Genomic DNA, 25,341 nt, shown 5'->3' with positions numbered 1-25,341 from the left:
ACATGCAACCGGTCGAATCGAAACTGGTGGAGACGGGTTTCCCCGCCCACCACTGGCGGGTCGAAGCGCAGCTCCCCGTCGACTACGAAGTCCAGCTGACCACCGGCGTACTCGACCCGTCCAACCCGGCGCTGCTGGACGCGGGCACCCTCGTCCGCGCCGAACGGCTCCGGCGGTTCGTCGTGGTCGACGCCGAGGTCTACGCCATCTACGGCGACAACGTGCGCAAGTACCTGGAACACCACAACGTCGAATACAGCCTCTGCGTCCTGCCCGTCTCCGAGGAGACCAAGACGATGGAGTCGGTGTTCACCGTGGTGAACGCGCTCGACTCGTTCGGGATCTCCCGCCGGAACGAACCGATCATCGCCATCGGCGGCGGCGTCGTGCTCGACATCGTCGGCTTGGTCGGCAGCCTGTACCGGCGCGGGACCCCGTACGTCCGGGTCCCCACTTCGCTGATCGGGCTGGTCGACGCCGGAGTCGGCATCAAGACCGGGGTGAACCACGGCAGCCACAAGAACCGGCTCGGCTCGTACTTCGCGCCGACGGTGGCGTTGCTGGACCGCGATTTCCTGGCCACAGTGGACGGTCGGCACATCAGCAACGGCCTCGCGGAGATCCTCAAGATCGCGCTGATCAAGGACGTGCGGCTGTTCCAGCTGCTGGAGGACCACGCCGAGCTGCTCCTCGCCGAGCGGCTCACCGGGCAGACCCAGACCGGCGACCTCGTCGCCAGTGAGGTGTTCAGCCGGGCGGTGGGCGGCATGCTGGAGGAGTTGCAGCCGAACCTGTGGGAGAAGCAGCTGGAGCGGGTGGTCGACTACGGTCACTCGTTCAGTCCCACGCTGGAGATGCGGGCGCTCCCCGCGTTGCTCCACGGCGAGGCCGTGACCATCGACATGGCGCTGACCACGGTGCTCGCCGAGGGCCGCGGCCTGGTGTCCACAGTGGACCGTGAGCGGATCTTCCGGCTCATGCGGCGGCTGCGCCTGCCCGTCTGGCATCCGTTGATGGAAGCCGAACTGCTGGAACACGCGCTGCGGGAGACGGTCCGGCACCGGGACGGGCTGCAACGCATGCCGATCCCGGTCGGGATCGGTGCGGCCTGCTTCCTCAACGACCTCACCGCCGCAGAACTCGCCCGTGCGGCGGAGATCCTTCGTACGCTGCAGGAGACGAAAGCGGACGAGGTGATCGTCACCGACGTCGGCGGCCGGTCCGGTGCCGGCGGGAACCGGCTGATCGACCGGGGCGGGCTGAGCAGCACCTGGCGGGCCATCCACTGGGCTTCGCTGCCACCCGGCGCCCTCCGGGAGGAGGACACGCGGACCGGGACGGACAAGTTCTGTTTCGTGCTGGCGGGCGAAGGCGAACTGCGGATCGACGAGGTGCCGCACGACTTGCGCCCCGGCGACCTGATCGCCACCCGGGCCGGCGCGGTGCACCGTTTCGCGAACCAGGGCACGGACCACCTGAGCTGGCTGATGATCGAAGTGCCCGGAGGCGTGGCGTGACCCGGCAGCGGGGCATCCCCGGGGCCAGGGCGGTGCACCATGTCGCCTACACCGTCCCGGATCTGGAGCAGGCGATCGAGTTCTTCGTCGAGGTCGTCGGCGCGGAACTGATCTACACCGAGGGCCCGGTGCAGGACCGGGAGGGCGACTGGATGACCCGCAAACTCGCCGTGGACGCCGCGGCGGTCGCCAGGGTCGCCATGCTCCGGCTGGGGCCGGTGACCAACCTGGAGCTCTTCGAATACACGGCGCCGGATCAGCGCCGCGAGCTTCCCCGCAACAGCGACTGGGGCGGTCACCATCTGGCGATCCACGTCACGGACGTCGACGCCGCCGCGGCCTATCTGCGTGCCCAGCCGGGTGTCCGGGTCCTCGGCGACCCGGAGACGATCACCGACGGGCCGATCGCGGGCGATCGATGGGTGTACTTCCTGTCGCCGTGGGGGATGCAGCTGGAGCTGATCAACATCCCCGCGGGCGCGCCGTTCGAACGGGAGACCGCCGCGCGCCCGTACCAGTCCGACCGGCCCTGGGCCAACCACTAAGGGAGCAGCATGACCGAACCATCCGCGCTCGTCCCCGCCGGCCACGGGCCGACGACCTGGTTCGACGGCAACGTCTACACCGTGAAGGCGAGCGCCGAGAGCACCAACGGCGCCATGTCCGTCCTGGAGTCCTCGATCCTGCCGGGCAGCGGTCCGCCGCTGCACGTCCACACGCAGGAGGACGAGGCGTTCTACGTCCTGTCCGGCCAGCTGAGTTTCACCGTCGGCGACGAGGAGTTCCTCGGCAAGGCGGGGGATTTCGTGCTCGTCCCCCGCGGCATCCCGCACTGCTTCAAGAACATCAGCGCCCACGTCGCGCACACGATCTTCGTCTACACCCCCGCCGGGTTCGAGAAGTTCTTCCAGGAGGCGGGGGATCCGGCCGTGCCGGGTATGCCGGTCCCGAAGTGGGGGCCGGCGGAATACGAACGGGCGGCGGAGATCGCCGTCCGCCACGGCTGGGAGGGACCGAAGACCGAGCGGGAGGCCGGCCGGTAGCTACTTCTTCCCGGCTCCCGGCCACGGTCCCGGCGTCTCGGCGGGCAGTTCGGCCTGCTCGACCTCGGTGCGGAACAGCCGGAACCCGCGGGCCTGGTAGTTCTTGAGCGCGGCCGGGCCGTCCGTGGTGCAGGTGTGGACCGTGACGCGGCGTGTCGTCGTCTTGCCCGGCCAGCGCGCTGCGAGCGTCCACGCCTCTCGCAGCGCGACGGTCAGCAGGTGCCCGCCGACGCCCTTGCCGACGAAGGACGACATCAGGCCGAAGTACGCGAGCTCGACTTCACCATCGGCAGTGCCGTCGAGTTCGAAGTAGCCGCACGGTGTTCCCTGCGTATAGGCCACCCAGGTCTCGACGCCCGGCCTGTCCAGCCACTCGACCCACTGCGCCCACGTCCAGCCGAGCCGGTCGATCCAGAACCAGTCGCCGCCGACGGCGGTGTAGAGGTAGCGGTTCAGTTCGGGACTGACCAGCTCGGCGCGGGTGATCGTCACCGGGACGGACGGCGGTTTCGCCGCGCTCAGGTCGTCCGGTGAGGTCTGCTCGAGGTGCCAGGTCGTGATCTCCATGCGGCGATCATTTCAGCCAGACCCGCAGCGGCCCCAGGGCCGTGTAGCCGTTGCGAAGAGCGGCGTCGAGATCCTCGCCGTGCTCGTAGCCGGTGATCGGCAAGCCAGGAAAGCTCGCCGCGACGGCCGAGGTCGCGCCGCGCCAGGCCTCGTCCAGGTCACCCTGAGTGTACAAATTGGACAGTCCGGCGAAGCCGCCGTCCCGGTTGGCCGTCACTCCGGCGACCCCGTTCGACCACAGGGCGACGGAAGGGTCGCCGGACCGGTCGTCGACCCGGGCCCAGCCCGGTTCGAGCGGCATCCGGACCGTACGGGTGATCCAGGTGGCCTCGAAGAGCACCTCGAACCCCGCCCGGGAAAGGTCCAGGCAGCCGAAGCTGTCCTTGACCGCACAGCCCGGCGAGGTGTCGATCCCGTCCAGGACTTCTTCGGCCGTCGCGTCCGGCGTCAGGGTCATCGCGTCGGGGTACAACGGTGGTGTCCGGCTCGCCGACTTCCAGACGCGGGCGGTGAACGTGCCCGTCCGGCACACCGTGTCGCACCAGCGAGCGTTGACCCGCACGGCGTCCGCTACACCCGCGCGAACCACAGCACGTCCGGTTCTCCCTGCGGCACCGGGATCTTCAGCTCCCGCACCTCACCGAAACGGGCCCGGAGCCGCTTCGCGAACGACGGCACCGACTCGGCGCTCCACACCCCGAGCACTCCGCCGGGCCGCAGCCGCGCGGCGAGCATGTCGAGGCCTTCGTCCCGGTACAGCTTCGCGTTCCCGTCGGTGACCGTCCACTCAGGACCGTTGTCGATGTCGAGGCACAGCGCGTCGAACCGTTCTTCCGTCCGGCGCAGCCACTTCACCAGATCGGCCTCGACGACGGTGACCCGTTCGTCGGACAGGGCGTCGTCGTGGACGTCCTTGAGCGGGCCCTCACGGTTCCAGCCGATCACGGCGGGCTCACGCTCGACGACCACGACCTCGCCGACCCCGGGGTGGTCCAGCGCGGCGCGCAGTGAATAGCCGACGCCGAGGCCGCCGATCAGCATGCGGGCCTTGCCCGGCACCAGGTCCGCCGCCACCGACACGAGCAACCGTTCGGATTCACCGTTCCGGGTGTCCATCAGGAAGACGCCGTTGGCGATGACCTCGAAATCGGCCCCGGCCCGGCGGAGCACCAGTTCGCCGCTTTTCCCGGCGACTTTGTCGAGTACGTCGGTCATCGGGGCAGCTTATCGGCGACGGTCACAGCAGTCCCGCCAATTTGTACAGGACGAGGCTGCCGGCGACGGCGACGTTGAGACTCGCGCCCGTACCCACCATGGGGATTTCGACGACCGTGTCGAGAAGGTCGAGCGCTTCCGGCGGAATGCCCTGCTGCTCATGGCCGAGTACGGCGATCGTCCGCCCCCGCGCGGCGGGAAGGTCGGCGAGACGCACGGCCTCGTCGGCGAGTTCGACACCGACGATCGCCGTCCCCGCCGCTTTTTCCCGCTTCAGCCAGCCCGGCGGGTCGTGCACCCAGTGCACACAAGCCGGACGCCGCAACGTGTTCCCCCGGCGCAGCGCCTCGGGCACCCACGGAAACCGCGGCACGGCGAGACAGGCACCCACCGCGTCACAGGTTCGCAGAAGGGTGCCGAGATTCGCCCCGTGCAGTGGCCACAGCGGCGCGGCGACGAGATGTCCCCAGCAGGAGTGGGCTTTCCTTCTTCTGGCCGCACGCAGCTCCGAAGGCGTGCGGACCCGGATCGACGGGCTCACCGGACGTGAGGCGTCGCGCCTCCAAGGATTTCGAGGATCATGAGGACACTGTAGCGAGAATCACCCCGACGCTCCTAACCTTGAAGGCGTCGGAGGTGATTTCTCATGCAGGCGACCGTCGGAGACGAGATCCACGTGCACGGGCGCACGGTCGGGTCGGCCGAACAGCACGGTGAGATCCTCGAGGTACGCGGCGAACACGGTGCCCCGCCGTATCTCGTCCGGTTCGCGGACGGACACGAAGGGCTGGTGTTCCCGGGCCCCGACTGCGAAGTCCAGACTCGCGCCGAGTAGACGTCACTCGGCCAGCGCGGGCCGCGGCACGCGGTTCCGCCAGCCCGCCACGACCACGGCCGCGCCGAGCGCGGTCAGCACCGCCGCGATCTCGGGCAGCAGGAGCGGCCCGCCGCCGCTCAGCACCGCTCCCCCGAGCAGGCCGGAGAGGCCGACGCCGAGGTAGATCGCGGACGCGTTGAGCGAGAGGACGAGCCCGGCGTTCTGCTTGGACAGCTCGATCAGCCGGTGCTGGATCGGCGGGTTGACCGACCAGGTGGCCAGGCCCCACAGGAAGAGGACGACGGCCGCGCCCGCGACGGTGGTCGCCACCAGCGGCAGCAGCGCCAGCACCACGGTGATCCCGCCGAACACGACCAGCAGCGGCCCCCTGGCGCCCCAGCGGTCGGTCGCGCGGCCGCCGAGGACGTTGCCGAGTGCGCCGCCCGCGCCGTAGACGAACAGCAGCAGGCTGACCGTCGTGCCGTGGACGCCCGCGGTGGCGGACAGGACCGGCGAGATGAAGGTGTAAACGGAGAACGCGGCGAGGCAGCCGAGCACGGTCGCGCCGAGCATGGCGAGTACGCGCGGATCCTTGGCGACGGTGAACCGTTCGGCCAGCCGGACCGGGGGCGGCGCCGGGACGGCCGGCAGGACCAGCCGGACCGCGAAGGCGCCGAGGAGCGAGAAGGCCGCGACGAGCGCGAAGACAGCCTGGTAGCCGACGCTCTGCGACAGGACGCTGCCGAGCGGGACGCCCAGGATCGTCGCGACGGTCAGCCCGCCGAAGACGAGCGCGACCGCGCGGCCCCGGCGTTCCGGCGAGGTGAGTTCGGCGGCGACGGCGCTCGCGGCCGGGGTGAAGACCGCCGCGCCGATCGCGGTGACGACCCGGGCGAGGAGCAGGGTCACGTAGCCGGGCGCGAGGGCGGCGAGGGCGTTGCCGATGGCGGTGACGACGAGGGCGGCGACCAGGAGCGTGCGCCGCTCCCAGCGGCCGGTGACGGCGGCGAACAGCGGTGAGCCGACCGCGTACGCGATGGCGAAGGCGGTGACCAGCTGGGCGGCGGCCGTCTCGGAGATCGCGAGCTCGCCGCTCAGCGCGGGCAGCAGCCCGGCGACGACGTAGCCGCTGGTGCCGACCGCGAAGGTACCGAGCGCCAGCACCGCGGTCCTGGGTGGTGCGAAAGTCATGACTCCCCAGCTCCAGACCCCACAGATCGCGATTAGCCCGCGAAACGCAGGTCGGCGCCGGATCGCGTTTAGCCCGCTAAAGGCGACATGGGGGTCATTGTTCGATGGTTGTCGTAGTTCGATGGAGACCGTACTACGACTTGGCCGGAAGTTCGAGGGGCGTCGTACTATGGACGGATGGCCGCGACGCAGCAGTACGTCTATCCCGATCAGGACGAGATCCGGATCGAGGCGGTCCTCGCCGCGCTCGCGGACCCGGTCCGGCTCGACATGGTCCGCCAGCTGGCCCAGTCCGGAACCGAGATCTCGTGCAGCGGATTCGACGTCGCCGTGACCAAGTCCACACTCACCCATCACCTGCGCACGCTGCGCGAAGCGGGCGTCATCATGGGCCGCCAGCAGGGCACCGCCCGCTACAACTCGTTGCGCCGCAAGGATCTCGACGAACTCTTCCCCGGCCTGCTCCAAGGTGTGCTCGCCGCCCGCCGCTGAGGGTGGCCAGCCTCACCTGAAACCGGGATGACAAAGGCCCCCTCGATCGGTTGAACTGGACGCAGGACAGCGGGGCCGCACGCGCTGTCTTCTTTTGTATCCGAGACCTAAATCGATTCAGCTCCCCATCCGCGACGCTGGGCGAGTAATCGTTTACTTCCCGTACGACCCCCGGAAGGAGAGCCGTGCCCGTCGCGCTGCTCGCGCTCGCCATCGGTGCCTTCGGCATCGGGACCACCGAATTCGTCATGATGGGCGTGCTGCCCGAAGCCGCCGCGGACTTCGGCGTGTCGATCCCGTCCGCCGGTTACCTCATCTCCGGCTACGCCCTGGGCGTCGTGGTCGGCGCCCCGCTGCTCACCGCCGCCGCCGTCCGCCTGCCGCGCAAGACGATGCTGCTGGCGATGATGGGGCTGTTCACGCTCGGCAACGCCCTCTTCGCGCTCTCGCCGAACCAGGAGTTCGGCGTCGCCTTCCGCTTCCTCGCCGGCCTGCCACACGGCGCGTTCTTCGGCGCCGGCGCCGTCGTCGCGTCCAGCCTGGCCAAGCCGGGCGAACGCGCGAAGGCCGTCTCGATGATGTTCATGGGCCTGACCCTGGCCAACGTCGTCGGCGTGCCGCTCGGGACGCTGCTCGGCCAGAAGGTCGGCTGGCGCGCGACCTTCGGCGTCGTCGCCGTGATCGGCCTGCTCGCCATGGCCGCGATCGCGAAACTGGTCCCCCACCAGGGCAAACCGGTCGAGCCGTCGCTGCGCGGCGAGCTCGGCGCCTTCCGCCGCCCGCAGGTGTGGCTCGCGCTCGCCATCGTCACCTTCGGCCTCGGCGGTGTGTTCGCCTGCCTGTCCTACATCGCGCCGATGCTGACCGACGTCACCGGCTACTCGCCGTCCCATGTCACGCTGCTGCTCTCCCTGGCCGGGGTCGGCATGACGATCGGCAACTACCTCGGCGGCAGGCTCGCCGACAAGGCGCTGATGCCGAGCCTCTACGTCTCGCTGATCGGGCTCGCTTCGGTGCTGGCGATCTTCACCTTCACCGCGAACGGCAAGGTCGGCGCGGCGGTGACGATCTTCTTCGTCGGCCTCGCCGGCTTCATGATCGGCCCGATGATGCAGGCCAGGATCATGGAGAAGGCGGGCGGGACGCCGTCGCTGGTGTCCGCCGCCGTGCAGTCGGCGTTCAACATCGCGAACTCCATCGGCGCCTACCTGGGCGGCCTGGTGATCGCCGGCGGGCTCGGCCTGGTCGCGCCCAACTGGGTCGGCGCGTCACTGGCCGTGCTGGGGCTCTCGCTGGCCGTGGTGTCCGGCGGCCTGGACCGCCGCGAAGCCCGGCTCGCCCCCGCCATGGCTTCCTGAGCTCTCAATGCGCGTGAAGGCCCCCTTCCCTCGGCTCAGTCGAGGGAAGGGGGCCTTCACGCGCATCAGGACAGGGGCCCGCCGGTGATCGTGAAGGCGATGAACAGGATCAAGACGGAAAGCGCGCCGTAGGTCAGGACGTCGACCGGTTTGCCCCGGATCGCCAGCAGCCCGGCCTTCGCCTCGGGCAGTACCGCCCGGAGCAGGCCGGCGAGCAGCAACGCGCCGCCGATCAGCGCGGCCCCCTGCCGCCAGTGGTACTGGCCGATCCGCAGGGCGGCGACCGCCACCACCAGCATCACCAGCAGGAACGGCAGGTGATGGAGCAGTGCCCCACGGTCACGCCGCTGTCCGGCCACCGCCATCAGTCCTCGTCCTTCAGGGTCGCGCAGGCGATTCGGTTCACTCCGTCAGTATCCCGGGTGAGTGACCCGGCACCAGGTCAGGGCGTCTTCCGGACAGTCAATAGCGGCAAAACCCACATGCGGGGTGCACACGAGCGCGGATACGGTCAAAATGTGACCGTGGCACAACCGACGACTCAGTTGAACGCGACCGAGCAGGACACCCTGGTCAAACAGATCGGCCTCGCCCTGCTGCGGGCCGCTCCGCGTGATTGGCGGAAGGTGACCGCCGAGTACCGCGCCGTCGGCAGGTACCACGAGATGACCGGCGAGATCATCACCGAGGACGGCACCTCGCACGAATGGGTCGCGACGCACGACATCGCGACGCTGTTCGGCAGGCTCCGTGCCGGGATGTATCGCGACGGCCGCGGCACCTGGTTCAACGCGCGTTACCAGCTCGACCACCCGTCCAGCTACAACCTCGAATACAACCGCGACGAGCCGCAGTGGCGCCTCGCGCCGCCTCCGCAGGCGCTCTCCGACGAACTGCGCATGTTCCCCCGCTCCGAGGAGAACGTCCCCGAATGGCTGATCCGGCGCATGTCCGGCCTTGGCCCCGAGCAGCCGGGACCGCATTTCCGCATCGCCCGCATCTTCGACACCATCGGCCCGGCCGGGCGTCCGGTGATCAACCGGCCCGACCTGGAGATCGAGGAGCAGGACAGGCTGCTCGAATACCTCGACCACGCGCCGCTGGTGGTCACCGAACGCGGCTACGACATCGACCGGCTCGCGCAGACCCCCGAGGCCACCGTCCCGGTCGCCTTCCACAGTGACGGGCAGTGGATCTGGCCCGCCGCCGTGAACTTCTACCTGCGCCAGTACGGCGTCTCGCCGGAGCTCGACCTGATCGAGCACGTCCGGCAGAACGACTTCACGCTGCCCGAGGTCGACGGCCCGACGCTGCAGGCCGCGGCGGGGTACCTCACCCGGGGGAATCAGCCTCCGCAGCAGCGTCCCAACGGCCCGGGTGGCCCCGGCGGGCCTGGTGGGCCCAACAACGGCTCGCCCGCGGGCCCGCCTCCGCAGGGGCCGCCGCAGAACAGCCCGATGCCGCCCCAGCAGGCCGGGCCCGGTGGCCCCTCGGGCCCCGGCCCGAACCAGGCTCCCGCCCAGCCGCCGCACCAGCAGGGTCCGGACCAGGCCGCGATGGCGGCCGCGGCCGCCGCACCGGTCGCCGCGGCGGCGGCCGTCCCCTCCGCCGAGCCGGGCGTCCCGGACCAGGCCGAGCAGGCCCAGCGGTACGAAGACGACTACGACACCCAGGACTACCAGGCGCAGGACTTCCACGAAGCCGCCGCCGAGCAGCAGTACGAAGCCGGTTACGAAGACCCGTACGCGCACGACGAGGCGCGGTTCCACGAGTCCGAACAGGACGTCTTCACCGACGAGGAGCGCCAAGGCACCGAACCCGAGCCGGCGCCTCGGTCCGACCCGGAGGCCACCACGTACGCGCGGGTCCCGCAGGCCGACGCCTACGAGCAGCCGCCGGTCGAGGTAGAGCAGGACGCGTACGCCCGGCAGGAAGAAGACCAGCCGTACGCGCCCCCGGAAGAGGAGACGACCACCGGCTACACGCCGGTCGAGCAGGCCGACGCCGGCCCCGAGCTGCCTCTTCTCACGCACGACGAGGAGCCGAACGTGGCTCCCCCGCCGTCGGACACCGAGGTCACGCAGGTCGACGCCCCGCCGCAGGAGCGGGGGACCTTTGCTACCGCCCCCGTGCCCCAGCCGGAGCCCGCGCCCCGACGTGAAGAAAAGCCGCAGCGACGCGCCGAGCACCCCGAGCCGGTGCTGAACGAGTTGCAGGCGAAGTTCGACGAACTCGACGTGCCCGGCGACGTCTACCGCATCGGCTCGCCCGCCGAGCACGGCTGGAGCGTCGAGCCGGTCGACGGTGGCGGCTGGCGGGTCGGCTGGTACGACGGGAAGCTGACCAATCCGGCGGTGTTCGGCGACGCCGAGGACGCGGCCGCGTTCATGCTCGGCAAGGTCCTGCTGAACCCGAACGGCGCTCCGCCTCCCTCGGACCAGCCCGCCGTCGCCGAGGAACCTGTCGAGGAGCCCGCTCCGGCGCCGCCCGTGCTGGCGACGCTGTCCCCCGAGATCGCGACCGGTTCGCATCCGGTGCCTCCGCGGGAGTCGATCCCGGCACAGGAGCAGACCGCGTTCACGACGGCCGAAGAGCTGCTCGGGGACGATTTGGACGACGAGCCCGCCCCCGCGCCGGTTCCGCCCGCGCCCCCGGCGCGGCCGAATCCGGTGCTGGCGAGCCCGCCGCCCGCGCCGCCGCGGCGCGAGCCGCCGGTGACGCCTCCTCCGCCGCCGCCGATGCGGCGCGAGGAACCGGCCCGTCCGCCTGCCGCGGCGAGCGCGGCCGGGGCGCCCGACGCCAAGCAGAACTGGCCGATCTCGCCGCTCAACGGCGAGCCGCCGCTGACGCTGTTCCGCGGCAAGGAGCTGCGTGAGCTGCCCGCGGGCAGTGAGCTGGACCGCTTCGGCGGCCCGAACGGCAACTTGACCTACGCGGCCGGAACGCCGTTCGAGGAGCGCTCGCTCGTGCCGGAGTGGGTGAACCGGCCGTACCACGTGTACCGCGTGCAGCGTCCGCTCGAAGCCCTCGCCGGTGTCGCGATCCCGTGGTTCAACCAGCCCGGCGGCGGGTCCGCGTACCTGCTGCCGGCGTCCATCGAGGAGTTGCTCGCCGAGGGCGACCTCATCGAACTGGACCCGGGCGAACCGCCGATCGACTAGTCCGTTCTGCAATGAAGGGGCCTTTCATCGCAAATTTTGCGATGAAAGGCCCCTTCATTGCATGTGGGGTCAGTGGATGACGAGGCCGTGCGCGGCGGCGTAGGCGATCGCGGTCTCGGTGTCCACGTGGACACCGGAGAGGTTCGCCTGAACCAGGCCGTTGGCGTCGAGCCGCGCGCCGCGCAGGTCCGCGCCTTCGAGCTTCGCGCCCGCCAGCCGGGCGCCGGTGAGGTCCGCACCGCGCAGGTCGGCGCCGGTCAGGTCCGCTTCGAGCAGGTTCGCCTCACGCAGCCGCAGGCCGCCGAGATCCACTTTGGACAATCGCGCCTTGCTGAGCGAGACCAGCGAGAGATCGCACTCGGTGAAGGCGACCTTCTGAAACCGGCAGTCCACAAAGGACGATCCGAGCATCGAGCAGGAGCTCCATCGCGTGCTCGCCAGCACACTGCGGTCGAACGTGCACGAGCGGAACGCGGACGCCTCGTGGCGCGATCCTTCGAAATCGACCTTGGTGAAGTCGCACTGGTCGAAGGTGCAGCCCTGGGTACGCAGCCCGCGCAGGTCGGCTTCGGTGAAATCACAGCCGACGAAACTGCGTTTTTCCCACCATTGCTGGGAAAGAACGGCTTCTCGGTAGTCCTCCGCGGTCTCGATCACCCGTCCAGGATCGCATACCCGTTCAGGTCCAGGTGATCCTGTCGAACATCGAGCGCAGCTTCACCGACCGTGCCCGCGAGGACGCGGCGATCCAGCCGATCCGGCCGAGCAGATGAGCGCGGAAGTCCGGATGACCGGCCCGGTTCTGCTCCTCCGGGCCGGTGCGGACGCAGTTGTGCAGCAGCGCCCGCAGGGCGTCGTAGTCGGCACGCGTCGCGGCGGGCGCGCTGTTGACCACCAGGCCCGCGACCCGTTGCCGCTGGTGCGCGGCGGCGATCGACGTCTTGTCGTCCCGGAGCCGGAAGCCCTCGTCGGTCACGATCCGCCGGACGCCGGGCAGCAACCGGTGCAGTGGCAGGGAATCCCCGGAGAACGCCAGATCGTCGGCGTACCGTGTGTAGACCGCGCCCAGTGCGCGGGCGAGACCGTCGAGCCGGCGGTCCAGCTGGTGCGTGACCGCGTTCGCGACCGCGGGCGAGGACGGCGCCCCCTGCGGAAGATGCGTGGCCGCCAGATTGTGCAGCAGCCGCACGCGCGCCGGATCCCGCCGTCCCCCGGGCACGGTGGCGAGGACGTCCGGCGGAACGGCCGTGGTGAGCACCCCCGCCAGCGCTTCCGCCACGACGGGCGGATACCCCGCGAGCGCGAGCAGCGCCGAGATCCGGCGCGCGGACACCGCCGGGAAGAACCCTTCGAGATCCATCCTGACCACGGTTTCCCGGCCGGCGTGCGGGGCCGCGCACGACATCGGCGACCGTCCGCGCCGGAACCCGTGCGCGGCCTCGTGCACCGGCAGCGCCTCGACGACGTGCCGCGCGATCCGGCGTTGCAGTTCGGCGATCCGCGGCTTCGGCCGCTCGATGAGCCGCACGCCGCCCGAAGCGGTCGGGATCCAGCGGTAGGTGTAGTGCCGGACCGGATCGGCCGCACGCCTGTTCCAGCCCCTCGCGTCGGCGAACCACGAGAGTTCGCCAGGCGTCAAGTCGAGGGCGGCGGCGCACTCGTCGAAGGTCGCCCAACGGGCCACCTGGAATCGCCAGACCGGCAGGGGTTCGAGGAGCGACGCGGAGGTGACTCTTTCTCCTGTCATCCGCGCGGACTCGCACGCGAAGCATGCCGCCCTCGCGCGGGGCGCCTTGTCTCGCTGTCTTCGTACTCCCCGGGGTTGCCCCGGAGTGGGTGGCGATCCACCGGCTCACCTCCGCGTCGCTGTCGCCACCCTACCGACTTCAGCGACTGGGAATGATCTCCGTGCCGGAGACGTAGCGCATGGCCTCGATGAACTTCGGGTCGTTCATCCGGCGCTCCATCTCCGGATGGTCGAGGTCGACGAGCCGGGTCTGGATCCACCACAGGTTGCCGAACGGGTCGCGGACCCGGCCGACGCGGTCGCCGAAGAAGAGTTCGGTCTGCCTCGTCACTTCTTCGGCGCCCGCCTCGATCGCCCGGCGCTGCGTCTCCACGCTGTCCTCGACGTAGAGCCGCAGATACGCCGGGGTGTCGACCCAGTCGTCACGCGAGTCGAACAGCATGACGACCGAGTCGCCGATCCGGACCTCGGCGTGCCCGATCTTCCCGCCTTCGACGTACACCGGTTCACCGATCGGCTCCGCGTCGAAGACCCGCTTCAAGAAGTCGATCACGCCCGCGGTGTCGCGCGAGATGATCCACGGGGTGACCGTGTGGTAGCCGTCGGGGATCGGGTTGCTCATCGGAGTTCTCCTCGGTCGTCGTGTGCGATGAGAAGAACGCTAGAGCCCGTATAGGACAGATCGTGTCCTAATGGGATTTCAGCAGGAAAGACGGCTTCGATTTCTGCCACTCCGGCATGTCCAGCGAGTTGAGCACCTCGACGATCCGCTTCTCCTCGTAGCGGAAGTGCGTCTCCATGATCGCGGTGAGGCCATCCAGTTCCCGTTGGACGTCAAGGATGTCGTCCCGACTCGACCCTGGGCCGACACCGGCGACCAGCTCTTCGAGCCGTTCGATGATCCCGGTCATCACCCCGTGGTCGTGCGCGAGCTCTTCGAGTGACGGCCGCAATTCGGGGAATTTGTCCGCCAGCACAAGGAAAGCACCACCGTCCTCGCCGGTGTGATGCCTCGTGAGCGCCGAGCAGAAGGTGAGGCAATGCGCCCGGAGGTCGCGCAGCCGCTCGGCACGCCCCTCCGCGACCGACCCGAGGTCGTCGTGCAGCAAGGCCAGCTCTTTACGCAACCAGTTGTGAACCTGAACGAGTTGATTTCCGAACGCCGTCAACCGGCCGTCCGTTCGAGAAGGGGTTTCCATGATTTCCCATGGTCCGGCGCCTCCATGCCCGCGACGGTCTCCTTGCCGGGCGCACTGCGACGCTGGAACAACTTCAGCACGACCTCCCGATGATCGTCAAGAGGGTTCAGCGGAAGTCACGGGACTTGGCGGTGATCCGCAGCGGCAGGTGCCGGATCTGTTCGGCGAGGACGTTCACCACCTCGCCGGTGCGCTCGACCACACCCCGGACCAGCAGCGCGGGACTGCCGCGGGCGACCCGGTGATAGCGCTGCCACACCCCCATCGTGCAGATGATGTTGATCATCCCCGTCTCGTCTTCGAGGTTCATGAAGGTGACCCCGCCCGCGGTCGCCGGCCGCTGGCGATGGGTCACCGCGCCGCCGGTCAGCACCTGCGCGCCGTGCGGGATTTCGCGCAGGCCCGCCGCCGTGACGACGCCGAGCTCGTCGAGGTGGTCCCGGACGAACTGGGTCGGGAAACTGTCCGGCGACACCCCGGTGGCCCAGACGTCCGCGGCCGCGATGTCGATTTCGTCCATGCCCGGCAACATCGGCGCCTTGGCCCCGGTGACGAGTCCCGGCAGTTTCTCCGGGCTTTCGTCGGCGACCGCGCCCGCCGCCCAGAGCGCGCTTCGCCTGCTCTCGCCGAAACAACCGAAGGCACCGGCCGCGGCCAGCGCCTCGACCTGCGGTTTGGTCAGCCGCACCCGCCGGGCGACCTCGGACAGATCCGCGAACGGGCCGTCGCGTTCCCGCTCCTCGACGATCTTCTTCGCCAGGTTCTCGCCGATCATCCGCACGGTGGACAGCCCGCCCCGCACGGCGAGCAGTTCTCCCCCTTCCGGCAAGGGTTCCAGCGTCGCGTGCGGAAGACTCGCGTTGATGTCCGGGCCGAGCACCCGTACCCCGTGCCGCCGCGCGTCGGCCACCAGCGACTGCGGCGAGTAGAACCCCATCGGCTGCGCGCGCAGCAGACCCGCCAGGAACGCGTCCGGGTGGTAGTACTTGAAGTACGCGCTCGCGAACACCAGCAGCGCGAAACTCAGCGCGTGACTCTCCGGGAAGCCGAAATTCGCGAACGCCTTGAGCTTGCCGAAGATCCTCTCGGCGAGCTCATCCTCGATGTCGTTCTTCGCGGCGCCTTCGAGGAATCGTCGCTTGAGCCGCTCCATTTTCTGCTCGGAACGTTTCGCCCCCATGGCGTGACGCAACTGATCCGCCTCCGCCGGGGTGAAATCCGCGATGTCGAGGGCGATCTGCATCATCTGTTCCTGGAACAACGGGACACCGAGGGTCTTTCCCAGCGCGTTGGCCAGTTTCGGATGGTCGAAATCCCATTTCTCCTGGCCGTTCTTGCGCCGGATGTAGGGATGCACCGAACCACCCTGGATCGGGCCGGGGCGGATGAGCGCGACCTCGACCGCCAGATCGTAGAACGTCTTGGGACGCAAGCGAGGTAGTGTGGCCAACTGCGCACGGCTCTCCACCTGGAAGACACCGATCGCGTCGGCACGGCAGAGCATCTCGTAGATGTTCTGATCCTTGAGATCCAATTCGGAGATGTCGACCTCTTCCCCTTTGTGGTCACGGACAAGGTCGATCATATAGTGCAGGGCCGACAACATTCCGAGGCCGAGCAGATCGAATTTGACCAGTCCCGCGGCGGCGCAGTCGTCCTTCTCCCACTGCACGACACTGCGATTCTCCATGCGGGCCCATTCGATCGGCACCACCTCGCTCACCGGCTGCTTGCAGATCACCATCCCACCGGAATGGATACCCAGATGCCGCGGGAAGTCTTCGAGCGCGCAGGCGAGTTCCACGACCTCTTCCGGGATGTCGTGATCGTGGTCCTTCTCCGTGGCACGCAACGCTCCCCAGCGGTCGATCTGCTTGCTCCACGCGTCCTGCTGGCCGGGCGTGTACCCCAGCGCCCGCGCCGCGTCCCGGACCGCGGATCGCGCCCGGTAGGTGATCACGTTCGCCACCTGCGCGGTGTTCAGCCGCCCGTATTTCTCGTAGACGTACTGGATCGCCTCTTCACGGCGGTCGGATTCGATGTCGAGGTCGATGTCCGGGTAGCCGTCGCGATCCGGGGCCAGGAACCGTTCGAAGAGCAGGCCGTAACGCACGGCGTCGACCTTGGTGATGCCGAGCGCGTAACAGACCGCCGAGTTCGCCGCCGATCCCCGGCCCTGGCAGAGGATCTTGTTCTCCCGGCAGAAGTTCACGATGTCCCAGACGATCAGGAAGTAGCCGGGGAAGCCCAGTTCCTCGATGATGTCCAGTTCGTGGTCGATCAGCTTGCGGGCTTTTTCGCGGTACTCCTCGTCCTTGTTCTTTTCGTGCTCCTCCGCGCCTTTCTTGGTGAGGTACCGCAAGTAGGACGCTTCGGTGGCGTGCTCCTTCGGCACATCGAACGGCGGCAGTTCCGGCTTCAGGTGATGGAGTTCGAACGCGCACTCCCTGCCGAGCAGCGCCGCCCGCTGCACCGCGCCCGGGTACCGCGCGAAGATTTCGGCCATCTCCTCCCCCGACCGCAGGAACGCCGTCCCCGCGGCGGGCAGCCAGCCCTCCATGTCCTCCAGGCCTCGCCGGGCGCGGATGGCGCTGAGCGCGTCGGCGAGCGGGGCCCGCTCCGGCCGGGCGTAGTGCGCGGCCGTGGTCGCGACCGTCGGGAGCCCGAACTCGTCGGCCATCTCGCTCAGCAGGTCGTTGTGCGTGCTGTCCAAGGGAAGGCTGTGGTCGATGAGCTCGACGTACACGTTCTCCCGGCCGAAGCAGTCGATGAGTTCCTTCAACCTCACGACGGCCGCCGCGGGGCCCTCGGTGACGAGCGCCTTGCGCACCGCGCCCTTGCGGCACCCGGTGAGCACGACGCATTTCCCGCGCACCTCTTCGGCGACCGCGCGCAGGTCGTAGACCGGCCTGCCCTTCTCCGCCCTTTCCTTGGGGGACAACGACTGCCTGTCGAAGCCGTACAGCTGCCCGGCGGTGATCGCCCGGTTCAGGCTCAGGTATCCGTCCTGTTGCTTCGCCAGCAGGAGCAGATGCTCACCCTCAGGATCAGCGAAGCCGTTCTGCGGCCCGGAAAGACCGAAACTGAGCTCCGTGCCGAAGACGGTGTGCACGCCCAGCTCCCTCGCCGCTTCGGCGAAGCGCACCACGCCGTACATGCCGTCGTGATCGGTGAGCGCGATCGCGTCCAGGCCCAGCCGCGCCGCCTCCTCCACCAGTTCCTCGGGATGGCTCGCCCCGTCGAGGAAGCTGAAGTTCGAATGGCAGTGCAGTTCGGCGTACGGCACCCGGTGCGCGGTGGCGCCGTCGTCTTCACCGATCAGCCCGGTCAGATCCGCGGGCGGCTGATAGCCCTGCCGCTTGGCACTCCAGGCGGGGCTGTCACCGCCGTCGCCGGGCGGCACCTCGCCCGCGAGTTCGCGGGCGAGGTCCTTCCACGGCCGCGGAGGGTTGTTCCAGCCCATGGGTCACCGGTTCTCGGTCGAACTTCTCGGCGCGGGGACGAACACTTCCGCGCGCGGGACGCACGCCGCCCATGCGGTGTCCAACTCGGCACGCTGTACCGGGATGGCCGGTTCCTCCAGCCAGCGTCGGACCAGCCGCGTGTACTCCTCGTCCATGGTCAGTCGTACTTCCCTTCCAGTGTCCACATCGGATTCTTGTGGTGTTCGAAGCGGAGCAGCACCGCTTCTTCGGCGTCCTGCCCGTCGGCCAGCAACACCTGCAACCGCATCCGGGTCCCCGACCGGGCATGCCCCGCCCCGGCCCGGACACCGACGAACCACGGCCCGGCCCAGGCGATGACCTCGCGCGGCTCACCGCCCTCGAAACTCACGAGGAACGGAGCGGCGGTGACCCGGCGCCGCGCGGTGATCTCCACGACGCGCCCGTTCTCGTCCAGCACCTGAGCGGGCACCGGCCGGGCGAACACCGTCGCCGGGGAGGGCGACGGGAGCCGGCCCGCCCAGTTCGCGTCCGCCTGCGCCGACTTCTCCCGCCTGTCACCCCACGGCACCAGCCGGACCCGCTCGGCGGGAGCGCGACCGCCGTCGAGCACCGCGGTGAAGACGCTCTCCGGACCGAGCAACCCCTGCACCCGTACCAGGGCGCGGCCTGCCCGCTCACCGGACAGCCCTTCGTCCTCTGTGGACGGACGCAGCACACCCGTCGCGCCCGCCTGCCACAACCCGAGCTGCAGCGACCGCCCTTCGACCGTCTCCTCCGGCTCCAGCCGCAACCGCACGACTCCGGAGTTGGGGCGGTCCCGGGCCTTCAGCCAGCCTTCGAACTGCCAGCGCACCCTGTCCGCGACACCGAGCGGAGTCAGCGGTTCGGCACAGCGCCACACCCGGCCGAGCTGCTCGCCGGTCTCGGTGGTGGCGTAGATGCCGAGCCGGGTGCAGGCCAGCCCGTGCGCGGCGAGCCCGGCGTGGAAGCGTTCGCCGAGCCCTTTCGCCACGAACGCGGCGGCGTCCACCCGGTCGATCGGCGGGTCGAACGCCTTCGCCAGGGAGAGTTCCGGTGGCGGCCGCCGACGCGACGGCGGGCGTTCGGACCGCCCTCGTGCCAGCCGGTGCGCGAGCACACCCTCCGCCCCGAAACGCCCGGAGACGTCACTTTCGTCGAGGGCCGCGAAGGCGCCCAACGTGTGCAGGCCGAGCTGTTTGAGCAAGGTGACCAGCTCGGCGCGGCCCGCCTCGGGCTGATCGAGCTCGCGGATGGGCAAGGGGGCCAGGAATTCCGCCGTGCCACCGGGTTCGACCAGCGTCGACCGGCGGGCGGCGAGCGTCGCGGCGAACAGTCCGTCGGCGACGCCGACCTGACTTTCCACTCCCGCCGCCACGGACACCTCGTCCACGAGCCTTTCGAGAAGGCCGTGCTCACCGCCGAAGTAACCGGCCGCGCCGTCGACCGGGACGGCGACGATCCCCGGGCGGACCACCTCGACACCGACGGCCAGCTCCTCCACGGCCCGTGCGACGGACTCGAAGAGCCGGGCGTCACGACCGTCGTCCTCGCCGAAGACCGCCAGATCCGGGCAGCAGGACTGGGCCTCGCGCCGCCGCATCCCGCGGCGGACGCCGTATCCCCTGGCCACCGCGGTGCACGCCACCACACGGTTCGCCGAGAAGACCGCGGCGGGACGGCCGACGGGTTCGCCCGCGACGGCCGCGGCGGCGACCGCCGGCCAGTCCGGGCACCACAGCACCAGCATGCGTACAGGCGGGTTCACGCCGTCCCCCACCTGGTCGCGGGGAAGTCCGCCCGCTCGACCTCACCCTCGCCGGGAAACCGCAGCAAGGCCGACATCGGCCGGGCGGCCGCACCCCGGCCACCCGCCCGTACCTCCACCTCACGGGTGCGCAGATAGCCCGCGCCGCCGCCGGTGAAACCCGTCCATCGCGTGCGACGACAGTTCAGTTCGACCTCCGCACCGGGCCAGGAGCCCAGTGAGAGCAGCACCGAACCCCGGTTGCGCGCGCGGGCGGACAGCCTTCTCGCCACGTCGGGCCGGGCGAGCCCCGGACCGACGACCACGAGGTCGAAACCGTCGAGCAGGGCCGCGGTCACCGCCGGGAACTCGGCACCGGGACGGGGGACCAGCGCCAGCCTGCCCACCTCGACCCCGAGTTCCGCGGCGGCGACCACCCCGAGCGCGGGCAGGCCGACCGCGACCGCCCACGCACCGCCGGCGGTCGCGGCGGCCAGCAGGGTGAGCATCAGTGACGTGGACCCCAGCACCGAAACGGTGCTCCCGCGCCGGAGCCCCGCGGCGGGCAGCAGACCGGACAACGCCGGGGACACCGGGAGCACCCTTCCCGTCGTCCTCGCGTGTTCGGCCGCGGAAGCCACGCCACTGGCCGTGCTCACTCCTGGCAAGGCCGCCAGCCTCGCCAACGGCAAGGCCCGCGCCTCGACCACCTCCGCTGTCACCGGACCTCGCCTCCCCACGACACCTAGACCGTCCTTTGTGGACGGAACCGGCATGCCACGGGGAAGGCGGCACTTCGAACGCTTGTTCGATATCTCCAGTAGACCGGGTGGCGCAGCGGTTGTCAAGCGAACCGGGAACGATCACCGGACCTGTCACGTCCGAGGCCGGGGGTCTTCCCGTCAGGAAAGGAAATCCGCAGTGCACGACACTTGGCCCGAGACGGTGAACGGCTGGGAACTCGCCAGGGAAGGCCATATCGAGAACTACCGCAAACGCCTGGCCAACCGGGTCACGGTCACCGCGACCTGGGAGAACGGGACCGGGCGGGGCCGGATCGAAGCCCACACCGAACCGCTGGGCGGCGGACGGACCCTGACCAGCAGCCGCAAGGACTTCCGGGACAAGGACGCGTTCTGGACCGCCGCGACCTGCGTGCTGGAGATGGCCGCGAACCTGCCGTCGCTGGACTGGGGCACGAGCCCGGCGCCCACGGCGCTGGCCGGGACCGTGGCGGGCATGGTCGAGGCCGAGCCCGGCACCAGCGGCCACCCGGAGGCCGAATTGACGTTCACGTTGACCGACGGGCACACCGTGACGCTGGTCATGACCGACGAGCAGGCCTTCGACCTGAGCAACGCCATCTCAAGGCTCGACCACCACGTGTGGTCCGAAGAACGCGAAGACGAGGAAGAGGACGACGAGGACTTCGAGGACTACGACGAACCCGATTCCGTCGTCGAAGAGGTGCCCGATGTCAGCGAAGTCCACTCCGGACCGGACACCGGGCACGACCTCGTCACCGTTCTGGATGACCGTTTCGGGGTCACCGAGGACAATCTGCTGGCCCACGTCGACTGGTCGGCGCTCATCGTGGTCGGGGAACCCGCCGTCGGTTCCCTCATCGACCGGGGCGCCGAACTGACCGCCGCGGTCGCTCCACGGTGGTATCCGGTCGTCGCGGACCGGCCCGGCGAACGCTGGGTGGTGTTCAAGCGCACCGGCCTGCACTACCACGGGGAGTAAGCAACCTCGCGAGGAAGCGGCGCCGGGTCATACCGCCGGAAAGCGGATGCGGCGGTGCCCCCTTCCCCGTGCAGCCAGTCGTAGAGGAAGCGGAATTCCGGGCCGAACCGGTCCGCCTCGGCGTTCAACCGCTCCGGTGACGTCGACGGCCAGCGGCCGGTCTCGACGCGGTCCCGCAGCACACGCAACGCCGTCAGTTCCTCGGCGGCGGTGTGCTGACAGTGGCCGCCCCGGTTCACGAACAGCTGCCGGATCCGGCCGGCATCGACACGATCGCCGTAGGTCCGTTCGTGTTCCGGGGCGACACCGTCGCCGATCGGGTGCAGTGTGACGACGGGCAGCCGTCCACGTCCTGTCGGCGTCCCGACGCGGGTGAGCCATCGGGCGGCGGCGTTGTCGGCCTTGACCCGGGGTGCTTCGGCGAGCTTGGCCAAGTCGCCACCGAGGTCGAGGCCGGCCTCGCGGTAGGCCTGGTTCACGAGGTCGCGTTCACTGGATCGGGCGAGCACGTCGCGGTAATCCACTCCGGTGTTCCCCACCGGGTTCCCGCCCGCCTGCACCTCCAGATCAGCACGGTGCGCGCCCCAGGACAGCTGGTCATAGACGGCCAGGACGAACTCCGTCTGCTGACGGATCTGCGCCGCGACATCGGTGGACCGGGGATGATGCGCCGTCGACCAGCCGGGGACGTCGGCGAACGCGTTGGCGAGGGCGAGCCGCGCCCGTCCATCGGGTGATTCCAGCGCCTTCGCGACCACCTGACGGGCTTTCGCGAGATTCACCGCCGGGTCGGCGATGCGGGCGACCTCCAGTTCCGGCGCCAGCAGCGTCCGGACCGCGAACCCCAGGTCGAGCGCCTGACCGAACAACGCGGAACCGCCCGCGACGGGACCGCACATCGCCAGCACGCCGTCGATCCGGTGCGGAAGCCGCTCGGACAGCAGGACCGCGTTGAGCCCGCCACCGGAAGCTCCCCAGGTGAGCACCTGCTCCGGACGGCCGACGGTGCGGTCGAACCAGGACAGCAGCGCCGTCTGGTCGTGCACGGCTTCGCGGGCCGAGAAACCGTTCGGCTTGCTGTAGAGCGACGCGGCCAGCGCGTAACCCTCGCCGAGGAGAACCGGTTTCGCCTCCTCGCGGCCTGCCAGCTCGATCTCCTCGGGCACGTAGCCCGGCGGATAAATGCCGTGGTTGTACAGCAACAATGTGCCGTTCCAGTTCGACGGCACCTCGACCCGGTACCGGGCACCGTCGATCGCTCCGGTGTGCACGCGGACGTCGTCCGTCACGAGGGCGGGCGCGCCGGTGACGATCAGCGCGGCGGCCAGGATTCCTGTCAGTGTCATGGCGGAAATGCTGTCAGCGCGAGGCTTCGCGGGAATCCGTCGAGACGCGGCTTCTGGTCTACGCCTCCCGGCGTACGAGCTCTTCCGCCAGCTCGACGACGATCCCCTCCGGACCGCGGACGTAGCAGAGCCGGTAACTGTCCTCGTAGCGCACCAGCTCGCCGACGAGTGTGCCGCCGTGCGGCCGCAAGCGCTCGAGGACGTCGTCGATGTCCTCGACCGAGAACACGAAGTGGCGGATGCCGGGCGTGTTCATCGGCGCGCGCGGATCGGCTTCCGGCCCCTCCGGCGTGTGGTACTTGATCAGCTCCACGCCGCCGTGGCCGTCCGGCGGGCGCAGCATCGCGATATCCGTCCGGACCCCTTCCAGTCCGGTGAGCCGGTCGACCGTGTCGCCCTTGAGCGACGCTTCGCCTTCCGGTTCGAGACCGAGCGCGGTGAAGAACGCCTTGGCCGCATCGAGGTCGTGGACGACGACGCCGACGTGTTCCAGCTTCTTGAGTGTCATGTTCAGGCACTCTTCCGGCGGATGAGCTCCTCGACGGCGGAAGGCAGGGCGGTCTCGAAGTCGATGAGCTTGACCCAGGTCGGGGTCAGCACTATGCGGACCATGCCGTCGTAGAGCGACCGCACGCCTTCCTCCCACTCGACCCGCTGCTCGGGCGTCATCTCGTAGGTGCCGTTCCACTGCAGGTACTCGTCGGGGATGCCGTCGACGTAGTCCAGTTCGACGGTGCCACGCAGGAGCAGGATCTTCGGCGGGTGCGATTCGGTGTCGATCGTCAGCGCGACGGCGGGGTTGCGGCGCAGAGACGGCAGCTTCGGGGCGTTCGTCGAGGTGCACATGACGATCTCCTTGCCGTTCCAGTGGATGCCGATCGGGATCGACCGCGGCGTGCCGTCGAGCGCGGTGTAGGCCAGCCTGGCCAGGTCACGGGCCAGGAGCTCCTGGCCGAGCGGGCGGTTCAGGATCTCGTCGATCATGTTCTGCTGCATGTCGCTCTCCTCGGGTCTGTCTTCGCGGACACCCCGGGGACGCCGCCGCACGGCGCACTTCGACACCCCAGAACGTGACCCGCGTCACATCGCCTTTAGCGGGCTAAACGCGATCCGGTTGTCGAAAGCGCCCCTGGCCAGGCGTCGCTCTTGTAAAGGCAGCGAGAGAGGGACGGAAATGACGAAGGAATCCGAGGTCCGCTTCGAGGGCTTCCTCCCCACCACACCCGCGGACACCTGGGCCGCGATCACCACGGGCAGCGGCGGCTGGCTCTGGCCGATCCAGTACGAACCCCGCGACGGCGGCGCCGAGTCCGGCCTCACCCCCGACGGCGGCATGGTCACCGTCTGGAAGCCGTCACAGCGCTTCGTCACCTACGCGGAAGACGAGAGCGGCTGGTTCAACACGCTCGAATACGTCCTCGAACCGAAGGACGGGGGAACGTACCTGCGCTACGAGCACACCACTGTCCTCGACGACTGGGACGTCGAATACGACGCGTGCCGCCAGCACACGTCGTTCTACTACCACTCGCTGGGCGAGTACCTGACGCACTTCAACCGGCGTCAGGCGAAGTACTTCAAGACCGACGCGCCTGACGCGTCGAAGGCCCCGGAGGCGTTCGAAGCCGTGCGGGTGGCGCTAGGCGCGAAGGCCGTGGGTGACCGGGTGTACCTCGACGTCCCCGGCGTCGAGGGCGTCGTCGACTACCTGACGCCGGCCTTCATCGGCGTCCGGACCGAAGACGCGCTGTACCGCTTCTACGGCCGGAACGTCTGGGGCTGGCCTGTCGGTATCGGGCACCACCTGTTCGCCGAAGACGCCGACGCGGTCGAAGCCGAGAAGGCGTGGACGGCCTGGCTGAATGGCCTGTACGCCTAGCGGGGCAGGTTCTTCACGAGTTCGGCGCCCACGGACTTCGCCACTTCGGCGGACTCCGCGGGCGGGATCGGCGAGTTCGTGAAGAACCCTTTGTCCCAGCCCTTGTAAGTCACGATGACGACGTACACACCCTGGGTGACCCGCAGCTCCGCGCCACTGAAGGCGCTGTCGGTGTCGAGGGAGACGAGAACCGCCTTCTCGCCGATGCCCTGCACCTGCTGCTGACGCTCGGACGGCGCGGCCGACCCGGGGGACGACTCCGACGCGCGTTTCTCTGCGTCCGGCCCCTCGTAGCGGTACACCATGACCTGGAGGGCGCGGTCGTGGACGTTGTCGCTCTCCGGAGGGAGCCAGGAACAGCCCTGCTGCTTGGTGACGATGTCGCCCGCTTTGATCTCGTTGTCGCGGACGCCCTGGAAGCTGCTGGTGAACGTCTTGTTCAGGATCTCCGGGGAGAGGGCGCACCCGGCGGGGGGCTGCTGCGAGACCGGCGCCTTGCCGACCGACGAGTAGTACTCGGACGCGAAGATGCCGCCGGGGATGCCCAGGCCGAGAAGGACCACGCCACCCACGATCAGGCCGACGATCAGCCCGGTCTTTTTCTTCTTGGGCGGCGGCCCGTAGCCGGGCGGACCGTACCCGGGCGGCGGCCCGTACCCGGGCTGAGGCGGGCCGTACCCCGGCTGCTGTCCGTAGCCTCCCTGCCCAGGTGGCGGGCCGTAACCCGGCCCCTGGCCGTACCCCTGCGGCGGCTGGTGCACCGATCCTCCCCCTCGATTCGCGGACGTCCGCATCGCGTTTAGCCCGCTAAAGGCGACACGCGCCCGGACCTGCGTTTCGCGGGCTAAACGC

The 25,341-nt window shown here is 69.5% G+C and carries 27 protein-coding genes; 9 read left to right on the top strand and 18 right to left on the bottom strand.

Annotated features, from left to right (window positions below; all coding sequences use genetic code 11):
- Positions 1-2 precede the first annotated feature (2 nt).
- Genes DMH01_RS27215 through DMH01_RS27205 form a run of 3 tightly spaced genes read left to right on the top strand, consistent with a single transcriptional unit; the run spans position 3 to position 2,560 of the window.
- Positions 3-1,517 (top strand): iron-containing alcohol dehydrogenase, encoded by a 1,515-nt coding sequence (locus DMH01_RS27215; RefSeq protein ID WP_233621684.1) that lies wholly within the window; start codon positions 3-5, stop codon positions 1,515-1,517.
- Positions 1,514-2,062 carry a VOC family protein gene (locus tag DMH01_RS27210; protein WP_125680056.1) on the top strand — a complete coding sequence of 183 codons (549 nt, stop codon included), beginning with the start codon at positions 1,514-1,516 and terminating at the stop codon, positions 2,060-2,062. The genes DMH01_RS27215 and DMH01_RS27210 overlap by 4 nt, the downstream gene beginning before the upstream one ends.
- Positions 2,063-2,071: 9 nt before the next feature.
- Positions 2,072-2,560 carry a quercetin 2,3-dioxygenase gene (locus DMH01_RS27205; RefSeq protein WP_125680055.1) on the top strand — a complete coding sequence of 163 codons (489 nt, stop codon included), beginning with the start codon at positions 2,072-2,074 and terminating at the stop codon, positions 2,558-2,560.
- On the opposite strand, the gene DMH01_RS27200 is transcribed toward DMH01_RS27205, so the two are convergent.
- Genes DMH01_RS27200 through DMH01_RS27185 form a run of 4 tightly spaced genes read right to left on the bottom strand, consistent with a single transcriptional unit; the run spans position 2,561 to position 4,883 of the window.
- Complete coding sequence (locus DMH01_RS27200; RefSeq protein ID WP_125680054.1) at positions 2,561-3,127, bottom strand: GNAT family N-acetyltransferase; 567 nt, start codon at positions 3,125-3,127, stop codon at positions 2,561-2,563.
- Between the two features lie 7 nt (positions 3,128-3,134).
- Positions 3,135-3,689: a hypothetical protein gene (locus DMH01_RS27195; protein WP_233621683.1), complete on the bottom strand. Its 555-nt coding sequence runs from the start codon at positions 3,687-3,689 to the stop codon at positions 3,135-3,137.
- Positions 3,690-3,697: 8 nt separating this feature from the next.
- Positions 3,698-4,342, bottom strand: a complete 645-nt coding sequence (locus DMH01_RS27190) for a spermidine synthase (protein WP_125680052.1) — start codon at positions 4,340-4,342, stop codon at positions 3,698-3,700.
- Between the two features lie 22 nt (positions 4,343-4,364).
- On the bottom strand, positions 4,365-4,883 hold the full coding sequence (locus tag DMH01_RS27185; protein ID WP_233621682.1) for a TrmH family RNA methyltransferase: 519 nt from the start codon (positions 4,881-4,883) through the stop codon (positions 4,365-4,367).
- 105 nt (positions 4,884-4,988) lie between these two features.
- Here DMH01_RS27185 and DMH01_RS27180 point away from each other — a divergent pair, with 105 nt between their 5' ends.
- The gene (locus DMH01_RS27180) at positions 4,989-5,177 is read left to right on the top strand and encodes a DUF1918 domain-containing protein (RefSeq protein ID WP_125680051.1); all 189 of its coding nucleotides are present in this window, start codon (positions 4,989-4,991) and stop codon (positions 5,175-5,177) included.
- A gap of 3 nt (positions 5,178-5,180) precedes the next feature.
- Here the strand turns inward: DMH01_RS27180 and DMH01_RS27175 are convergent, their stop codons facing one another.
- Complete coding sequence (locus DMH01_RS27175; RefSeq protein WP_125680050.1) at positions 5,181-6,350, bottom strand: MFS transporter; 1,170 nt, start codon at positions 6,348-6,350, stop codon at positions 5,181-5,183.
- Positions 6,351-6,527: 177 nt separating this feature from the next.
- Between DMH01_RS27175 and DMH01_RS27170 the strand changes: the two genes are divergently transcribed.
- Both DMH01_RS27170 and DMH01_RS27165 read left to right on the top strand, forming a co-directional pair.
- The gene (locus DMH01_RS27170; protein WP_125680049.1) at positions 6,528-6,842 is read left to right on the top strand and encodes a helix-turn-helix transcriptional regulator; all 315 of its coding nucleotides are present in this window, start codon (positions 6,528-6,530) and stop codon (positions 6,840-6,842) included.
- Positions 6,843-7,027: 185 nt separating this feature from the next.
- Positions 7,028-8,200: an MFS transporter gene (locus DMH01_RS27165; protein ID WP_125680048.1), complete on the top strand. Its 1,173-nt coding sequence runs from the start codon at positions 7,028-7,030 to the stop codon at positions 8,198-8,200.
- Positions 8,201-8,265: 65 nt separating this feature from the next.
- Here DMH01_RS27165 and DMH01_RS27160 read toward each other — a convergent pair whose 3' ends face one another.
- The gene (locus DMH01_RS27160; protein ID WP_034304513.1) at positions 8,266-8,565 is read right to left on the bottom strand and encodes a DUF3017 domain-containing protein; all 300 of its coding nucleotides are present in this window, start codon (positions 8,563-8,565) and stop codon (positions 8,266-8,268) included.
- 117 nt (positions 8,566-8,682) lie between these two features.
- Between DMH01_RS27160 and DMH01_RS27155 the strand changes: the two genes are divergently transcribed.
- Positions 8,683-11,361 (top strand): glycohydrolase toxin TNT-related protein, encoded by a 2,679-nt coding sequence (locus DMH01_RS27155; protein WP_370323556.1) that lies wholly within the window; start codon positions 8,683-8,685, stop codon positions 11,359-11,361.
- A 69-nt stretch (positions 11,362-11,430) separates the two neighbouring features.
- On the opposite strand, the gene DMH01_RS27150 is transcribed toward DMH01_RS27155, so the two are convergent.
- From DMH01_RS27150 to DMH01_RS27120, 8 genes are all read right to left on the bottom strand, one after another.
- Positions 11,431-12,018 carry a pentapeptide repeat-containing protein gene (locus DMH01_RS27150; protein WP_125680047.1) on the bottom strand — a complete coding sequence of 196 codons (588 nt, stop codon included), beginning with the start codon at positions 12,016-12,018 and terminating at the stop codon, positions 11,431-11,433.
- Between the two features lie 22 nt (positions 12,019-12,040).
- On the bottom strand, positions 12,041-13,108 hold the full coding sequence (locus DMH01_RS27145) for a reverse transcriptase family protein (RefSeq protein WP_233621681.1): 1,068 nt from the start codon (positions 13,106-13,108) through the stop codon (positions 12,041-12,043).
- Between the two features lie 139 nt (positions 13,109-13,247).
- Positions 13,248-13,730: a VOC family protein gene (locus DMH01_RS27140; RefSeq protein ID WP_125680046.1), complete on the bottom strand. Its 483-nt coding sequence runs from the start codon at positions 13,728-13,730 to the stop codon at positions 13,248-13,250.
- A gap of 67 nt (positions 13,731-13,797) precedes the next feature.
- Positions 13,798-14,307 (bottom strand): hemerythrin domain-containing protein, encoded by a 510-nt coding sequence (locus tag DMH01_RS27135; protein ID WP_125680045.1) that lies wholly within the window; start codon positions 14,305-14,307, stop codon positions 13,798-13,800.
- Positions 14,308-14,413: 106 nt separating this feature from the next.
- Positions 14,414-17,770, bottom strand: a complete 3,357-nt coding sequence (locus DMH01_RS27130; protein WP_125680044.1) for an error-prone DNA polymerase — start codon at positions 17,768-17,770, stop codon at positions 14,414-14,416.
- Positions 17,771-17,773: 3 nt separating this feature from the next.
- Positions 17,774-17,926, bottom strand: coding sequence for a hypothetical protein (locus DMH01_RS43090; RefSeq protein WP_167373507.1), 153 nt, complete (start codon positions 17,924-17,926; stop codon positions 17,774-17,776).
- A 2-nt stretch (positions 17,927-17,928) separates the two neighbouring features.
- Entirely contained in the window at positions 17,929-19,521 is a 1,593-nt protein-coding gene (locus DMH01_RS27125) for a DNA polymerase Y family protein (protein ID WP_125680401.1), read from the bottom strand.
- Positions 19,522-19,535: 14 nt separating this feature from the next.
- Entirely contained in the window at positions 19,536-20,240 is a 705-nt protein-coding gene (locus DMH01_RS27120; RefSeq protein WP_199745642.1) for a hypothetical protein, read from the bottom strand.
- Between the two features lie 199 nt (positions 20,241-20,439).
- Between DMH01_RS27120 and DMH01_RS27115 the strand changes: the two genes are divergently transcribed.
- Positions 20,440-21,264 (top strand): hypothetical protein, encoded by an 825-nt coding sequence (locus DMH01_RS27115; RefSeq protein WP_125680043.1) that lies wholly within the window; start codon positions 20,440-20,442, stop codon positions 21,262-21,264.
- Here the strand turns inward: DMH01_RS27115 and DMH01_RS27110 are convergent.
- From DMH01_RS27110 to DMH01_RS27100, 3 genes are read right to left on the bottom strand one after another with little or no spacing between them, the layout of a single operon-like run.
- The gene (locus tag DMH01_RS27110; protein WP_125680042.1) at positions 21,249-22,610 is read right to left on the bottom strand and encodes a hypothetical protein; all 1,362 of its coding nucleotides are present in this window, start codon (positions 22,608-22,610) and stop codon (positions 21,249-21,251) included. The genes DMH01_RS27115 and DMH01_RS27110 overlap by 16 nt on opposite strands.
- Before the next feature lie 58 nt (positions 22,611-22,668).
- Positions 22,669-23,118, bottom strand: coding sequence for a VOC family protein (locus tag DMH01_RS27105; protein ID WP_125680041.1), 450 nt, complete (start codon positions 23,116-23,118; stop codon positions 22,669-22,671).
- 2 nt (positions 23,119-23,120) lie between these two features.
- Entirely contained in the window at positions 23,121-23,606 is a 486-nt protein-coding gene (locus DMH01_RS27100) for a pyridoxamine 5'-phosphate oxidase family protein (RefSeq protein WP_125680040.1), read from the bottom strand.
- A gap of 178 nt (positions 23,607-23,784) precedes the next feature.
- On the opposite strand from DMH01_RS27100, the gene DMH01_RS27095 reads away from it, so the two are divergent.
- The gene (locus DMH01_RS27095) at positions 23,785-24,489 is read left to right on the top strand and encodes an SRPBCC domain-containing protein (protein ID WP_125680039.1); all 705 of its coding nucleotides are present in this window, start codon (positions 23,785-23,787) and stop codon (positions 24,487-24,489) included.
- Here the strand turns inward: DMH01_RS27095 and DMH01_RS27090 are convergent.
- Positions 24,486-25,250, bottom strand: coding sequence for a hypothetical protein (locus tag DMH01_RS27090; protein ID WP_125680038.1), 765 nt, complete (start codon positions 25,248-25,250; stop codon positions 24,486-24,488). The genes DMH01_RS27095 and DMH01_RS27090 overlap by 4 nt on opposite strands.
- Positions 25,251-25,341: the final 91 nt, after the last annotated feature.

This window comes from Amycolatopsis sp. WAC 04182 (assembly GCF_003947465.1).
In the GTDB taxonomy this organism is placed as follows: Bacteria; Actinomycetota; Actinomycetes; order Mycobacteriales; family Pseudonocardiaceae; genus Amycolatopsis.
Note: the sequence above shows the minus strand (reverse complement) of the source record. Positions and strands in the feature narration are given on the sequence as shown.

What these genes read in the sequence shown, in the direction of transcription:
- DMH01_RS27145 (WP_233621681.1), bottom strand. Translation starts at nt 13,108, where the DNA reads ATGACAGGAGAAAGAGTCACCTCCGCGTCGCTCCTCGAACCCCTGCCG.
- DMH01_RS27215 (WP_233621684.1), top strand. Translation starts at nt 3, where the DNA reads ATGCAACCGGTCGAATCGAAACTGGTGGAGACGGGTTTCCCCGCCCAC.
- DMH01_RS27175 (WP_125680050.1), bottom strand. Translation starts at nt 6,350, where the DNA reads ATGACTTTCGCACCACCCAGGACCGCGGTGCTGGCGCTCGGTACCTTC.
- DMH01_RS27110 (WP_125680042.1), bottom strand. Translation starts at nt 22,610, where the DNA reads ATGACACTGACAGGAATCCTGGCCGCCGCGCTGATCGTCACCGGCGCG.
- DMH01_RS27095 (WP_125680039.1), top strand. Translation starts at nt 23,785, where the DNA reads ATGACGAAGGAATCCGAGGTCCGCTTCGAGGGCTTCCTCCCCACCACA.
- DMH01_RS27205 (WP_125680055.1), top strand. Translation starts at nt 2,072, where the DNA reads ATGACCGAACCATCCGCGCTCGTCCCCGCCGGCCACGGGCCGACGACC.
- DMH01_RS27100 (WP_125680040.1), bottom strand. Translation starts at nt 23,606, where the DNA reads ATGCAGCAGAACATGATCGACGAGATCCTGAACCGCCCGCTCGGCCAG.
- DMH01_RS27125 (WP_125680401.1), bottom strand. Translation starts at nt 19,521, where the DNA reads ATGCTGGTGCTGTGGTGCCCGGACTGGCCGGCGGTCGCCGCCGCGGCC.
- DMH01_RS27130 (WP_125680044.1), bottom strand. Translation starts at nt 17,770, where the DNA reads ATGGGCTGGAACAACCCTCCGCGGCCGTGGAAGGACCTCGCCCGCGAA.
- DMH01_RS27155 (WP_370323556.1), top strand. Translation starts at nt 8,683, where the DNA reads ATGCGGGGTGCACACGAGCGCGGATACGGTCAAAATGTGACCGTGGCA.
- DMH01_RS27160 (WP_034304513.1), bottom strand. Translation starts at nt 8,565, where the DNA reads ATGGCGGTGGCCGGACAGCGGCGTGACCGTGGGGCACTGCTCCATCAC.
- DMH01_RS27200 (WP_125680054.1), bottom strand. Translation starts at nt 3,127, where the DNA reads ATGGAGATCACGACCTGGCACCTCGAGCAGACCTCACCGGACGACCTG.
- DMH01_RS27180 (WP_125680051.1), top strand. Translation starts at nt 4,989, where the DNA reads ATGCAGGCGACCGTCGGAGACGAGATCCACGTGCACGGGCGCACGGTC.
- DMH01_RS27140 (WP_125680046.1), bottom strand. Translation starts at nt 13,730, where the DNA reads ATGAGCAACCCGATCCCCGACGGCTACCACACGGTCACCCCGTGGATC.
- DMH01_RS43090 (WP_167373507.1), bottom strand. Translation starts at nt 17,926, where the DNA reads ATGGACGAGGAGTACACGCGGCTGGTCCGACGCTGGCTGGAGGAACCG.
- DMH01_RS27190 (WP_125680052.1), bottom strand. Translation starts at nt 4,342, where the DNA reads ATGACCGACGTACTCGACAAAGTCGCCGGGAAAAGCGGCGAACTGGTG.
- DMH01_RS27135 (WP_125680045.1), bottom strand. Translation starts at nt 14,307, where the DNA reads ATGGAAACCCCTTCTCGAACGGACGGCCGGTTGACGGCGTTCGGAAAT.
- DMH01_RS27105 (WP_125680041.1), bottom strand. Translation starts at nt 23,118, where the DNA reads ATGACACTCAAGAAGCTGGAACACGTCGGCGTCGTCGTCCACGACCTC.
- DMH01_RS27170 (WP_125680049.1), top strand. Translation starts at nt 6,528, where the DNA reads ATGGCCGCGACGCAGCAGTACGTCTATCCCGATCAGGACGAGATCCGG.